The 13839-nt window shown below is 41.6% G+C and carries 14 protein-coding genes and 2 tRNA genes; 8 read left to right on the forward strand and 8 right to left on the reverse strand.

Annotation, left to right across the window (positions count from 1 at the left end):
* Positions 1-123: 123 nt before the first annotated feature.
* Positions 124-1371 carry a cation:proton antiporter gene (locus SOI82_RS10030; RefSeq protein ID WP_320667268.1) on the forward strand — a complete coding sequence of 416 codons (1248 nt, stop codon included), beginning with the start codon at positions 124-126 and terminating at the stop codon, positions 1369-1371.
* On the opposite strand, the gene gltX is transcribed toward SOI82_RS10030, so the two are convergent.
* The 5 genes from gltX to rplS form a co-directional block, all read right to left on the reverse strand.
* A complete protein-coding gene (gene gltX, locus SOI82_RS10035; protein WP_320667269.1) occupies positions 1345-2769 on the reverse strand; it encodes a glutamate--tRNA ligase in 1425 nt (474 codons plus the stop codon). The genes SOI82_RS10030 and gltX overlap by 27 nt on opposite strands.
* Before the next feature lie 23 nt (positions 2770-2792).
* A tRNA-Asp gene (locus tag SOI82_RS10040) sits at positions 2793-2866 on the reverse strand.
* Between the two features lie 359 nt (positions 2867-3225).
* The gene (locus SOI82_RS10045; protein ID WP_006043540.1) at positions 3226-3414 is read right to left on the reverse strand and encodes a hyperconserved protein Hcp; all 189 of its coding nucleotides are present in this window, start codon (positions 3412-3414) and stop codon (positions 3226-3228) included.
* A gap of 37 nt (positions 3415-3451) precedes the next feature.
* A tRNA-Trp gene (locus SOI82_RS10050) sits at positions 3452-3524 on the reverse strand.
* A gap of 65 nt (positions 3525-3589) precedes the next feature.
* Positions 3590-4069, reverse strand: coding sequence for a 50S ribosomal protein L19 (gene rplS, locus SOI82_RS10055; RefSeq protein ID WP_320668421.1), 480 nt, complete (start codon positions 4067-4069; stop codon positions 3590-3592).
* A 452-nt stretch (positions 4070-4521) separates the two neighbouring features.
* Between rplS and map the strand changes: the two genes are divergently transcribed.
* The gene (gene map / locus SOI82_RS10060) at positions 4522-5358 is read left to right on the forward strand and encodes a type I methionyl aminopeptidase (protein ID WP_320667270.1); all 837 of its coding nucleotides are present in this window, start codon (positions 4522-4524) and stop codon (positions 5356-5358) included.
* Here map and SOI82_RS10065 read toward each other — a convergent pair.
* Entirely contained in the window at positions 5355-6170 is an 816-nt protein-coding gene (locus SOI82_RS10065; RefSeq protein WP_320667271.1) for an SDR family oxidoreductase, read from the reverse strand. The genes map and SOI82_RS10065 overlap by 4 nt on opposite strands.
* Before the next feature lie 160 nt (positions 6171-6330).
* On the opposite strand from SOI82_RS10065, the gene SOI82_RS10070 reads away from it, so the two are divergent.
* From SOI82_RS10070 to SOI82_RS10085, 4 genes are all read left to right on the forward strand, one after another.
* Complete coding sequence (locus SOI82_RS10070) at positions 6331-7446, forward strand: phosphotransacetylase family protein (protein ID WP_320667272.1); 1116 nt, start codon at positions 6331-6333, stop codon at positions 7444-7446.
* Between the two features lie 29 nt (positions 7447-7475).
* Positions 7476-7988, forward strand: coding sequence for a DNA recombination-mediator protein A (locus SOI82_RS10075; protein ID WP_320667273.1), 513 nt, complete (start codon positions 7476-7478; stop codon positions 7986-7988).
* Positions 7989-8139: 151 nt separating this feature from the next.
* Positions 8140-8637 (forward strand): YajQ family cyclic di-GMP-binding protein, encoded by a 498-nt coding sequence (locus tag SOI82_RS10080; protein ID WP_320667274.1) that lies wholly within the window; start codon positions 8140-8142, stop codon positions 8635-8637.
* A gap of 333 nt (positions 8638-8970) precedes the next feature.
* Positions 8971-9774 (forward strand): prohibitin family protein, encoded by an 804-nt coding sequence (locus tag SOI82_RS10085; RefSeq protein WP_320667275.1) that lies wholly within the window; start codon positions 8971-8973, stop codon positions 9772-9774.
* 171 nt (positions 9775-9945) lie between these two features.
* On the opposite strand, the gene hemL is transcribed toward SOI82_RS10085, so the two are convergent.
* Positions 9946-11235: a glutamate-1-semialdehyde 2,1-aminomutase gene (hemL, locus tag SOI82_RS10090; protein ID WP_320668422.1), complete on the reverse strand. Its 1290-nt coding sequence runs from the start codon at positions 11233-11235 to the stop codon at positions 9946-9948.
* 368 nt (positions 11236-11603) lie between these two features.
* Positions 11604-12449 (reverse strand): exodeoxyribonuclease III, encoded by an 846-nt coding sequence (gene xth, locus SOI82_RS10095; RefSeq protein WP_320667276.1) that lies wholly within the window; start codon positions 12447-12449, stop codon positions 11604-11606.
* Positions 12450-12594: 145 nt separating this feature from the next.
* On the opposite strand from xth, the gene SOI82_RS10100 reads away from it, so the two are divergent.
* Both SOI82_RS10100 and SOI82_RS10105 read left to right on the forward strand, forming a co-directional pair.
* On the forward strand, positions 12595-12825 hold the full coding sequence (locus SOI82_RS10100) for a hypothetical protein (protein WP_320667277.1): 231 nt from the start codon (positions 12595-12597) through the stop codon (positions 12823-12825).
* A gap of 265 nt (positions 12826-13090) precedes the next feature.
* The gene (locus tag SOI82_RS10105) at positions 13091-13762 is read left to right on the forward strand and encodes a hypothetical protein (RefSeq protein WP_320667278.1); all 672 of its coding nucleotides are present in this window, start codon (positions 13091-13093) and stop codon (positions 13760-13762) included.
* The last annotated feature ends 77 nt before the right edge of the window (positions 13763-13839 follow it).

The following is a 13839-nucleotide window of genomic DNA, read 5'->3' on the forward strand; positions in this document are numbered from 1 at the left end:
GATCAGAAACGCTTTAATGGGGGTAATTTTCAATGTGTCGTTAATGAGATTGGGGGCAAACTTCTGTCCCTATGCCTAAAAATTTTTCTACAGTGATGGTTCAATTCCAATTCCCAATTTTTTATGACACCTGAGCGGTTAGGGCTGCTTTGGGGTCTCACCGTTTTCGCAGGCGCGGGAGCAAGGTTGTTAGCTGTTCTTACTGGTTTTCCTGGTGTTGTACTCCTTTTGCTTTCAGGACTCCTTATAGGTCGTTCTGGATTGGGTTTGGTTGAGCCTCTCGACTTAGGGCAAGGTCTGGAAACAATAGTTGGTCTTTTAGTGAGCCTTGTGCTTTTTGATGGGGGACTCAAATTGCGACTTCCAGGTGACACTCTTAAAACCACGGTTCTGAGGATATCGCTAATAAGACTTGTCTTTTCCCTTGCTGCAGGATTGCTTGCAGCTCACTGGCTTGCTGGTTTGGGTTGGTCTGTAGCTGCTGTATATAGCGCAATTGTCTTGGCTACAGGACCAACTGTAGTAACACCACTTGTACAGCAGATCAGGTTGGCGGCACCTTTAGGCGATGTTCTTGAGGCGGAAGGTCTGGTTCTCGAGCCTGTTGGAGCGGTTTTGGCTTTGTTGCTATTGGAATTGTTGCTTGGAGATTTACATGGCTTGAGGGAATTAGCTATTGGTTTGTTAGCACGCCTTGGAGGAGGCATTGGAATTGGTTTGTTGGTTGGTTGGTTGCTCTCAGAATGCTTGAGGCGACTTAAGCCCAATCCTTCTATTGGAATAAGACTGCAGCTAACTCTTGGCTTTTTATTCCTCCTTTATGGCACTTGTGAATGGTTATTGCCAGAGTCTGGTTTACCTGCATCTGTGGCTGCTGGGGTTGTAGTTGGTCGTAGGCCTACAACACAGGCCAATGAGCTAGATCAACTAATCAGAGAACTTGCTCAATTAGCAATAACTATGTTGTTTCCTCTTTTGGCTGCTGACGTCTCTTGGGGTGAGTTGAGTCCGCTTGGCTGGGGGGGGGTTACCTGTGTACTTGTATTAATGCTGGTAGTACGTCCTGTGGCCGTAAGTTTGGCGACTATTGGGTTGCCTCTAGATCTTCGGCAGAAATTATTTTTAGCCTGGCTAGCACCAAGAGGAATAGTTACAGCTGCAGTTGCCTCACTGTTCTCTATTCGATTAGAGCAAGCAGGTGTATTAGGAGCAGGTCGCTTGCAAGGGTTGGTATTCCTGACAATTCTTATGACTGTTGGTCTTCAAGGTCTAACGGCACAGCCTATAGCTAAATTTTTAGGATTACTTGCTACGGATGAACCCAAAAATGAAGTTCTAGATAAACTAGATACAGCTAGTAAGTCGCTCTGAGTCTTTGCCGATGCGGGCTAACAAGCTCCAACTGCTCATTAGGTCAGGACCTTGCATGCAGCCAAGTAATCCTGCCCTAAGGCTTTTCATGATTAGACCTTTTTTTACATTTGCGGATTTGGCTGATTTAGCAAGAAGCTCCTTAGCTTGATCAAGCTGGATTCCATCCCATGGATCTTGGTTGAGATGGTCTAGTAGGCATTTGAGAGCTTGCTTGGCACCTTCTTTTTCAAGCTGATTGATTGCATCTTTTTCTAGAACTGGTTTCTCAAAGAAGGGCCGACTTTGCTTGACACCATCTGTTAATAAAGTCAGGGATGGACCAATAAGTTCCATCAGGGAAATGCACCATTCATGTTCAGGCAATAACCAGCCTTCTTGAGTTAATAGCGGTTTTAATGCATCTAGGAGGACGTCAGGAGACCAACTATGAATGACTTGCGAATTTAGCCAGTTCAGTTTATCCCAGTCGAATTTGGCGCCGGCTTTATTGACTCGATCAAAGTTAAAGACACTTGAGGCTTCTTGGATTGTGAATCTTTCAGTCATACCTTCAGGTGCCGACCAACCCAGCAAAGTCATGTAGTTAGCCATTGCTTCGGCTGTATAACCCATTTCTTTGAATTGGCTTATTGAAGTAACTCCATCTCGCTTGGAAAGTTTTCGTCCCTCTTGGTTAAGGATTAATGGGGTGTGTGCAAATTGTGGGGTATTTAAACCGAGAGCTTTATAGAGAAGAAGTTGTTTAGCTGTATTTGCTAGGTGGTCTTCTCCGCGTATTACATGAGTAATTTCCATGGCAGCATCATCTACCACTACAACAAGGTTATAAAGAGGTGCTCCAATTTCCATCGCAGAGGCGCGACGGGCAATTACCATGTCACCACCGAGATCTGAAGCATTCCAACGCATTTGACCGCGTACAAGGTCATCCCATGTGATAAATGTTTCATCCTCGATTTTGAAACGTATAACAGCCTCCCTACCTTCTGAAATAAATTTTGACTCCTGATCGGGACTTAGGTTTCGATGCCGATTGTCATAACGAGGTGCTTTCCCTTGATTTCTTTGATCTTCTCGCATGGCTTCAATCTCGGCGTCAGTGGCATAACAGCGATATGCCGCCCCAGTATCTAGCAATGATTGAATTGCATCTCGATGTTCTTGTATGCGCTCACTTTGAATAATTGGCGAACCTTCCCATTCAATACCAAGCCACTCGAGTCCTTCGAGGATGTTGGTTGTATATTCAGTTTTAGACCTTTCCTTATCTGTATCCTCTATTCGCAGAAGAAATTGTCCTTTTTTGCGCGAAGCAAAGAGCCAGTTATATAGAGCTGTTCTGGCTGTCCCTATATGTAGTGTTCCTGTGGGACTAGGAGCCAGCCTTACTCTCACAGTCATGATTTTAATCTTGGAAACGGGACCGACGGGATTCGAACCCGCAACTTCCGCCGTGACAGGGCGGTGCTCTAACCAGTTGAACTACGGTCCCAGGTCTGTGTTTCGTTGAGCCCTATAGGGAGCTAAACCGAAATAGGTTTACCATGACACTATTGCGACGAATGAAGTATCAACCTATTCGATACCACTCGTCAACATAGTGAGTAATCTTTTTGGGATTTTCAGTTAACCATTAATGGTTGAAAAGACTCTTATTTGTTTTGGTTAGATCGAAAAGGTTTGATTTCATTGTGATTTGATCATTTAAGCTCAAAGACATTTTGTTCATATGGTGAAGTTTAAGAAGTTGTTAAAGCTGTAATCAGAGCATGTTTCCTATATCCCTCGGAGTTGGGTTCCCCGAGTGATATAGGAAGAGGACAAAGTCCAGCTAGAAGAGAGAAGAGTTCCTCATGGACGAAATCCAGCAGGTTCTATCAGGCGAACCTGATTGCCTCGAGCTGTGAACTCACGGCCTTGATCGCTTTGCACGACCACTCGACCACCAGATTTAACTCTGATTACTCGTGCTCGAACCCAGCCAAGAGCGGCAGACTCGAGTACCTTCACGACATCACCAGGTTGAAGATCTAACTCCATTCTCAAAACTAGGAAAGTGCAGGAAGGGGGCATCGGACGCGCCGTGGAGGACTCGAACCCCCGACATCAGGTTTTGGAGACCTGCGTTCTACCAACTGAACTAACGGCGCATGAGAAATACCCTTTGATATTCGCCAGAGACGATGGTATTTGAATTGAACGAGGTCGAAAAACCTCAACGGTCGAAGCGCTGCTTCACGCGAGTGGCCTTGCCCACCCGTTCCCGCAGATAGAAAAGCTTCGCCCTCCTTACTTTACCGCGACGTTCAACCTTTAAGGATGCGACCTGAGGGCTATGAAGCATGAAGACTCTTTCAACGCCAATTCCTTGAAAAATCCTCCGCACGGTAATGGTTTCATTTAGACCACCATGTCTTTTTGCAATCACTACACCCTCATAGGGCTGGACGCGTTCTTTGTTCCCTTCGCTTATTCGAACACCTACGCGAACAGTATCCCCTACGTAAATTTCAGGAAGTTTACTTTTTTGTTGTGCGGCTTCGAACTCACGAATTAGATCAGCACCACTCAATTTCTCACTTTTTGCTCCTATTTGAGATGGAGCATTTTTTTGTGAGGTTGTGCTTTCTTCTTCTTTAGAGGGCTCTTGATTTGGTTCCTCAATAATTGAGGTGTCTTTCGAATCAGCTGCCATCCCAACTCCGGGTGAAATCGGCAAATAACTAGTGTAACTGCTCGTTAATCTGTATAGGAGAGTTTTTGTTTTTTTCTTGAAGGCAAAATGCTGAATCTGCAGCCTAGATCCAGTGAGAAACATCCTTGGAATCAAAAGAGGTCCAGAGCTTCTAGAGTTCCCTTTTGCCAATCTTCTACCTTCATCAATGGCTTTTATCAAGTGAACTTGGTCATGATCAATCTGTCCAATTGACCTCAGAACCTATTGCTGAAGTTGATACCACTTTAATTAAGGTTGAACAAATCACCTAGGGCATCAGCTAACGGTGCCTATGTCTGGATTGATTCAACAAGATCAATCTTGTGGTGATTTATCTAACAATTGATAGCGTGAGCATAGTGTTTCTGAAAATAAGCTTCTTCTAAGGAGCCCATTTTCAGGAGCTAAACTTTATTTGTCATTTCGGCTTTATGAACCTCTTTGCCGATTTAATTGCTTCTAGTTCATCTTCTCCAAAAAAAGGGGAGGGTCCTCGAATTCAAAAAAGACGAGGAGTAGAGATCAAATCAGCTAGAGAAGTCAAAATAATGCGTAAGGCGAGCAAAATTGTTGCGACTGTCTTGCGAGAGATTGATTTGATGGTCGAGCCAGGTATGACTACTGGAGATCTTGATAAGTATGCTGAAAGCCGTATAAGAGAAATGGGAGCCACCCCAAGCTTTAAGGGATATCAAGGTTTTCCTGCAAGTATTTGTGCAAGTATTAATGAAGAGGTCGTACATGGTATCCCTAGCTCTAAGCGGTTAATAAACTCTGGTGATCTCCTAAAGGTGGATACAGGTGCTTTTTATGATGGATATCATGGCGATAGTTGCATCACTATTTGTGTAGGAGAGGTTTCAGAGGCTGCCAGGGAGTTAAGTCGAGTTGCACAAGATGCATTGATGACTGGACTTGGTCAAATCAAGCCAAATAACACTCTTTTGGATATTGCAGGTGCGATTGAAGATTTAGTTAAAGAAAATGGCTTCAGTGTCGTTGAAGATTACACAGGTCATGGTGTAGGAAGAAATTTACATGAAGAGCCTTCAGTCTTTAATTTCAGAACAAATGAATTGCCTAATGTCACTTTGCGACCTGGAATGACATTGGCTGTTGAGCCGATTATCAATAATGGGAGTAAGTTTTGTCGAACACTTCGTGATGGTTGGACGGTTGTAACTCAAGATGGAGATTTATCAGCACAATGGGAACATACGATTGTTGTAACCTCTGACGGTTGCGAAATACTTACAGATCGAGGCTAACTTTTTATATTGATCGAATTATTTTCTTTGCTTGGGTAAATTTTTCTAATAAGAAAAGAATAAATTGCCCTTATCATTTCCGTTAAAGGTACGAAGATATAAGTAATGGGATTTGGTGTGACTATTATCAAAGATAAGCCGAGTTCAACCTGCCTAATAACTTGATTTGCTACAAAATTTGCACTCATAATTCCTATTGGATTTAGTTCTGATAGAAATGGACCAAGTATCAGTTTGCGAATCTTTAGTCCTTTACGCTGGCTGTTATTTAAATTGTTCCACTTAATACTTACTAGTTGTCCAATTAGTCTTTTACTTACTTCGTATGCAGGGCTAAGAGCCGGCTGTATCTCAGCCTCTGAAGTGTTTATCCATATTTCTCTGGGATTTAAATCATTCTCATCATTTTCAACGGAGTTCTCAAATTGTTCAATTAAGCGCCAAGTACTTAATGCATTGACTTCAAGAGCTTCATTTAGTGCTTTTGTGCTTTGAAGGCCTTTTGGATTGATTCCGTGATTCAAAATAAGAATATTTAGTTTCGCTAGTGTTGGCTGAAGGGACTTCTCTTCTCCACATTTCCAGTTTACCCATTGATTAGGTTTTGTTATTGAGGCCTGTGGGTCAGGAATAGTGCCGTGAGTTAGTCCAACAACGAAAGCGCCTTTTTCTTTTAATCTTTTAGATAGAGCTTGCCCTAGGCTCCCACTTGCTCCTGTAATTCCTACACGGCATTGGTGCCAGCGATTGTTGATGGGTGCCTCTGTGGAATTTGTGAAGCTTTCAAGATTCTTTTGAGGCTTTTGATTCATAATCTTCCAAGAGACTTCTTAAATTAGAAAGCGCTGGTTTGTTTTAGCTTAAACATTCAATGCCAGTTGTTATAGCCACTTAAAAGAGAATTCCATTTGCTATTGAGAAGTTTGCTGGAAAGCCTAAAATTAATTACTTTGAATGCTTGGGAGTTCGATCATGGGTAGGACCTTAATGATCGGATCTTGTGAGCCTTTTAGCGGCAAATCGGCATTCGTTTTGGGAATTGCAAGGCAGCTTTTGGCGGCTAATCAAGAGATTCGTCTTGGGAAGCCATTGGCGACAAGCCTTGAATTCGAAGTTGATTATGAGGACTTCTCTAGTGAGAAACCACTCATTGATGATGATGTTCGCTTTATTGGGGAAACTCTTGGCTTATCAGAACAACAGCTAATTCCTTCTCTCGCCCATCTGGCTCCCGCTTCAGCTGACCAACGTCTTGCCAATTCTGATGTGAATGCAGGGTCAAGCTTGGATCTTTTACGGGAAAGATTGGATATACCCTTTGATGGCATAAATATTCTTGAGGCGGCTGGAAGCCTTCATGAGGGATTGGTTTATGGTCTAAGCCTTGGGCAATTAGCGCGAGGTTTAAATGCACAAGTAATACTTGTGCATTTATGGCAGGACAGTTGTAGCGTTGATGCCTTATTGGCGGCGAAGGAACAGCTTGGCGACAATTTGGTTGGCATTGTTTTGAATGCTGTTAACCCTGATGATGTTCAAGCTCTGCAAAGTTCTCTTGTCCCTTCATTGGAGGCTCTTGGTTTTCGAGTACTTGGTGTAATGCCACGTTCTCCTTTGCTTAGAAGTGTCACTGTCGGCGAGTTAGTTAGGCGACTGGAAGCACGAATTTTATGTTGCTCTGAAAGAGTTGAATTAATGGTGGAGACATTAAGTATCGGAGCAATGAGTGTGAATTCTGCTATGGAGTTTTTTCGTAAGAGAAGAAATATGGCTGTTGTAACAGGGGCTGACCGGACAGATATTCAACTTGCAGCTTTAGAAGCTTCTACGCAGTGCTTAATTCTCACTGGAGCTGGTGAACCATTACTGCAGCTGATTCATAGGGCGGAAGAGCTCGAGGTCCCATTGCTAAAGGTCGACCATGACACTCTTTCTACTGTTGAAGTGATTGAGCAGGCATTTGGTCATGTTCGTTTACATGAAGCAGTCAAAGCAAGCTACGCTTTTCGATTGGTTGAAGAACACTGTGATTTGAATCGACTGTTTTCAACCCTTGGAATACTCTCAAAAAGTCCTAAGCACTGCTAGTTTCTAATTAATCTTTATTGGGATTGTCCTTGAGTCGCTCCCTGGATCTCCCGTCCTTAGATCGAGTAGATACTCTTGCTCAAGAATTGGCCTTGTTGCAAGACAAGGGGAAGAGGCGAATAGCTTTTCTTGGTAGTCGCCATGTGCCCGTTGTATCAATGCATCTTGTTGAGCTAATTGCTCGTTCTTTGGCACAAGAAGGACATTCAATTATTACTTCAGGATCTCAAGGCGTTAATGCTGCTGTAATAAGAGGCGTTTTGGATGTTGACCCATCACTTCTTACTGTTTTATTGCCTCAGAGTCTTGAAAGACAAAGCTTTGAAATAAGAGATCAACTTTCTCATGTTTTACACTTGATTGAAAAGGCTGATAATGATGATTTACCGCTGCCTATTGCAAGCAGCCTTTGTAATCAAGAAATAATAAGTCGATGCGATCAGTTGATATGTTTTGCTTTTCACGATAGTGAGACACTGCTGACAAGTTGTCATAGTGCAGAGGAAATGGGAAAAGTTGTTAGCTTGATGTTCTTTGACTGACCCTATTCCTATTTAAAGGATTAAGGAGTGGTCCTGATATTTACAGAGCGGGAATATATAGGGATATTGAGATTCAAATTTTGAATGAGTTATATTTGCGTTCTTGTTTTTATAATCCATATTGTACAGCTTTAAAGTGTGAATAAGTCTCATGGCTGCAAACTATTCTTTCGATGTCGTTTCTGATTTTGACCGTCAAGAGCTTATAAATGCTGTTGATCAGTTGCGAAGGGAGATAATTCAGAGATACGATCTCAAAGATACAAATACAACTATTGAGATCGAAGAAACAGAATTAATTGTTACCTCCTCAAGTGATATGACTTTGCAGGCAGTTGAGGATATTCTTAGACAAAAGGCTACTAAAAGAAAACTTTCTCTAAAGATTTTTGCTTTTCAACCGCCTGAAGCTTCAGGCGGTAGCAAGGTTATTCAGAGGATACTTTTAAAAAAAGGGCTTACACAAGAAATGGCAAAAATGATAAGTAAAAAAATTCGTGATGAACTAAAGAAAGTAACTGTTTCAATACAGGGTGACAGAATAAGAGTAACTGGAAAGAATAAGGACGACTTGCAGAATGCAATATCCCTTTTACGCAAGCAAGAAGATGATCTTGACCTACCCCTGCAATTTGAGAATTATAGATAGTGATTTAGCAGATAGGCTTAGGACCTAGATATTTCAATAGAAAGTAGAAAAGAGTTCTTATGATTATAAACTTATTGGATTTAGTAGGAAAATTAATTTAAAAACTTTACCATCTCTAATGGATTAATATAAATAGAAAATTCATAAAGATAATTGCCACTCTAATAATAGCCCTGACTATTGGTAAGACGATTCTCTTCAGTACTTTAGAGATCATTTGATTGGTTGTTCCTGGTTCTGGACCTCTCAATTGTCAGTGAATTCTTTTATCCAAATGACAATTATCACAAGACGAGCAAGGAACTCATAAAATTTATACATATAAAAATTTCTATGACCACTCCATTTCGCAACATCACTCCATCTGGTCCAGGTGGAAACGCAGCTGTTCTGCTCATTCTCTCTTTCGCAGGCTTCATATTGCTTACCAGTTCATTTTTTGTAGTTCCTGCTGGTCAAGTGGCCGTTGTAACTACTTTGGGTAAAGTCAGTGGAGGTGCTCGTCTACCAGGCCTAAACTTTAAAATTCCTTTTGTACAGTCAACTTATCCATTCAATGTACAAACTCAGGTAAAACCAGAAAAGTTTGAGTCCTTAACTAAGGACTTGCAGGTGATTGCGGCTACAGCGACAGTTAAATATGCCTTGAAGCCTAATGAAGCTGGACGTGTGTTTAGGACAATTTCTTACAACGATAGAGAAATTTATAATCGTATTATTAAACCTTCTTTGTTAAAAGCGCTTAAATCTGTCTTTTCTAAATATGAGCTAGTTACTATCGCTAGCTCTTGGAGTGATATTTCTGAGATAGTTGAAAAAACTGTTGCTGATGAGCTTAATAAATTTGATTATGTGGAGGTCCAGGCTCTTGACCTTACAGGTTTGGAAATAGCAGAAGAATATAGAGCTGCTATTGAGCAGAAACAGATTGCTGAGCAACAGTTATTGAGAGCACAAACTGAAGTGAAGATTGCTGAACAAGAAGCTAAGAGATATGAAACCCTTACTAGGAGCTTGGATGATCAGGTCTTATTTAAGTTGTTTTTAGATAAATGGGATGGAAAAACCCAGGTTGTTCCTGCACTTCCTGGCTCTAAGGGTGGAAGTACTCCAGTAATAGTTGGAGGTCGTAAATAGAATTCTAAGGGCATTATCAAGCAGGATAATGCCCTTAGAATTCTATTCATTGCTGAAGAATTAAACCTACTTTGATATATTTAGATTGCTTTTCTTCCATTACGTTTTTAATTGCTTTTGAATGGACATAGATCATATTAATTAATCAATTAATTAATTAATTGATATTTTTTACTTTTGTATTTCTGCAAAACTTTCTTGGAAGGCTTTTAAAGTTGCATTGATGTCATCTTCTGAATGGGCTAGTGAAGTAAAGCCTGCTTCGAATGCGCTAGGAGCTAGATAGACTCCTCTTTCCAGCATTGCACGATGCAATTTGCCAAATAGTTCAGTATTTGTTGCTTTTGCCTCTTCAAAATTTCTTACGGGTCCTTCGCATAGATAGAAACCAAACATTGCACTTATGCTGCTTCCTGTGATTGGGATTCCAGAGTCTTTCGCAGATTGGAGAATGCCCTCAAATAGTTTTTTAGTAGTTGCCTCAAGCTTTTCATAGGTACCATCTTGTCGAAGTAATTCAAGCGTTTTAATGCCAGCGGTCATGGCTAGGGGGTTGCCACTAAGTGTGCCAGCTTGATACATGGGCCCTGCTGGAGCGACCATTGACATGATTTCAGTACTACCTCCATAGGCTCCTACCGGAAGGCCTCCGCCAATAACTTTTCCCAGAGTGGTCAAATCAGGAGTAACTCCAAATCTTGCTTGTGCTCCTCCATAGCTGATCCTGAATCCGGTCATTACTTCATCGAAGACAAGAAGAGCCCCATTCTCTTTGGTGAGTTCTCTTAATCCTTCTAGAAAGCCTGGTTCAGGTGTAATGAAACCTGCATTACCGACTACAGGCTCAAGAATTACCCCTGAAATTGCGTCTGGATTTTCTGCAAACAGCTCCTTTACTGCTTCGAGATCGTTATATGGAGCTGTCAGTGTATTGGCAGTCGTACTGCGAGGAACTCCAGGAGAATCCGGAAGTCCCAGCGTGGCGACTCCTGAACCTGCTTTTACTAGAAACATATCTGCATGGCCGTGGTAACACCCTTCAAATTTGATTACCTTGTCTCTCCCTGTGTAGGCCCTCATTAGGCGAAGCACAGCCATGCATGCTTCGGTTCCACTGTTAACAAACCGCACCATCTCGACACTTGGGACGGCATCTATAACCATTTCTGCCAATTTATTTTCTAGTTGACAGGGGGCTCCAAAGCTTGTTCCTTTCTCTAATGCTTCTTGAAGTGATGCGGTTACTTCAGGATGAGCATGGCCACAAATTGCTGGCCCCCAGCTTCCTACATAGTCGATGAATCGATTGCCATCTACATCCCACGCATAGGGACCTTTGACACGATCAAAAACTATTGGCTGTCCTCCTACAGACTTGAATGCCCTAACAGGAGAACTAACACCACCAGGCATTAGCGCCTGTGCTGCGCTGAAAATGTTCTGTGAAAGGCTGGTGTTCAAGGCGTTTGTCACGGGGACCGATGCCAATGGGCTTAGAAACACAGTTCGCCATATTGGCCTAAAAGAGTCAATTTCGTCTCGATTTCCTTCGTACCTTCTATACCTCTTTTCTCAAACCTTTGTTTATTTTGGCTAAAAGATATTGGTCTGATTCTTCGATAATGGAGTTATAGAAAGGGACCTGGGCTGATTTCGAAGAGCCGTTTTTATGGTTATTCGGTATTGGAACTTTTATTAACTGTGTGACGATATTCCAATAGATCTTCACAGAGTTGAAGAGTTTGGCGGCTTGATTAGGAGATTTGCGCTGATTAATGACTGATCTTCATTCCTTTAGACAAGTTTGACCGACTAAAACTTTGTTGATTTCAATATTGGAATAGGTCATTACCCTGATCAGAGTCGTCCTCATCTAATGGAGGCCAACTAATGTCAGTTAAAACTGGTGCATGATCACTAGGTTGATCATTGCCACGTACCTTCTTATGGATTTCGCAACTCTTTGCGTTTTTAAGCAGTTCTTCGCATAGATAAATGTGATCAATTCTCCAGCCTTTGTCACGAGCCCATGCTCCGCTTCGGTAGTCCCACCAACTCCAATGATGTGTTCCAGGTTCAAATAACCTAAAAACATCTTGAAGCCTTTCACCTAAGAGGTTTTGAAGAGCACCTCTTTCAGCATCGCTGGCCATTATTCCTCCTGTTAGTCGCTCTGGACTGTGAATGTCTTTATCTTCAAGTGCGATATTGAAATCTCCTAAAATGCAAAGAGGTTCATCGCGTTTGGACTGAGCCTGGAGGTAACGTTCAAGACAATTAAGCCATTGAATTTTGTAGGTGTATTTTTCAGAGTTCAACGATGAGCCATTTGGAACATATACATTTACGACTCGAATGCCATTCACCAGTGCGCTTATAACCCGCTTTTGTTCTCCAAAATAATCAGCTTTGGAGTCACAAGGCAGTTCTCCACTAAGGCCAAGCCGAATATCCTTCAAAGGGTGGCGGCTTATTAGTGCAACTCCGTTGTAAGACTTTTGTCCATGAAAGCAAACTTGATAGCCACTTGCTTCTATCTCTGCTTTTGGAAAAAAGGGGTCCGCTACCTTTGTTTCCTGTAGACAAAGCAAGTCAGGACTAACTTCTTCTAACCAACCTTTTACTTGTGTAAGACGAGTCCGAATTGAATTAACATTCCAGGTGGCAATTTGCACTGGTTAAGATCTTCTATAGAGACCATTACCATTAAATCAATTAATACAAGGGTCATACATGAAAAAAGCATTTCTCTCTTCTTGTTTAATCTTGCGATTAAGTGCCTCCTCAGCTTTTTCAATAGTCTGCTTTTGCTTGGCCTTTATGCTTCCTTCTCTGGCTGAGTCTCTTGGGGAAAATCAACTGCCTAAAGAGAGGGAAATACACAACACGTTTTCGGGCGAAAAAAACGGAGCATTACTTGATGCAACTAATCCAATGGATTTAATAAATCGTTTACGCCGAGCTACTGCAATGGAAGACGCTACTAGTCCTTCTGATGCAATTGATGATGCTTTAAAAGCACTTGATGCTAATGAGCTAGACAATCCATGACCAGAAATAACCATTTCCCAAGGAAATTAAATATTTCGTTTAAGCCTTAGATAAAGAAAGATGACTTGGCGCTTTTGAGAGAGAACGACTTTGCGCATCAGTTAACAAATTCTTAATACAATTCTTAAACAAATTCTTAGTTCTACCAACAGAACTACTCTCTTTCTCTCTTGATGTCAAAGCAGAGATCTTGATAATGCAACCCTGAGTAATTCGCGTAGGTTGGCTAGATTGAAAGTCGGGCCAGCTATTCGCCCTTTCTTCGATGCGAGACCATCCGATTTCCTCGGTTACCGAACCCTTGCAATACCGTGCAATAGGTATTGTTAGAGCCAAATATAGGCCAAATGATCCAGATCAGATTACCCGGGGACACCTTGTAGATGCTAATGGGCTAGAGCTAGAAGCAGTTGTACTTGGTCGAGTCCTTACTTTGATGAGACGCCATATTGATTTAGATAAACCTCATCTTTGGGTGGTCTATCCAAGATGTAGAGAAGCTGATCATCTTCATTTGCAGATAGCTGGAATTTGGGAACCAAGTACACTTTGTGAAGCTAATCTTCAGAAAGATGATTCAATCAGTTTAGAGAAATCTAGTAAAATTATATGTGATGAATTACCGGAAGGTGATGACTATTTTTCTATTAGAGGAGAATTAATCTATACTAAGCCTGAGTCAGGTGATTTAGTTATAAAGGTGCGTCAAAGATCAAGACCTAATGGAAGTCGTCCTTTACCTTTTAAGCTAAACTTAAAAGGTAGTATTCCTCTAAATTGTCTTCGTAATTTTGTTAATTTAGATGTAAGAAGGCATGGAAGTCAACTTTGCTTGGAAGATCATAAGATTATTGCTCCTATGCCTACACGAGGAGGTAAAAAGCGAGGAGAGAAAAAAGCAATTGTTCGAAAAGGACCCCGTAAACCAATTCAGTGATAATGAGACTTTAGATTTAGTCTTGAACTATGGCAACTTTTTCCATTTGTTTAGTAGTTAGTCTCAAAATGCTTTTC

The organism is Prochlorococcus sp. MIT 1307 (assembly GCF_034092395.1).
GTDB lineage: Bacteria > Cyanobacteriota > Cyanobacteriia > PCC-6307 > Cyanobiaceae > AG-363-K07.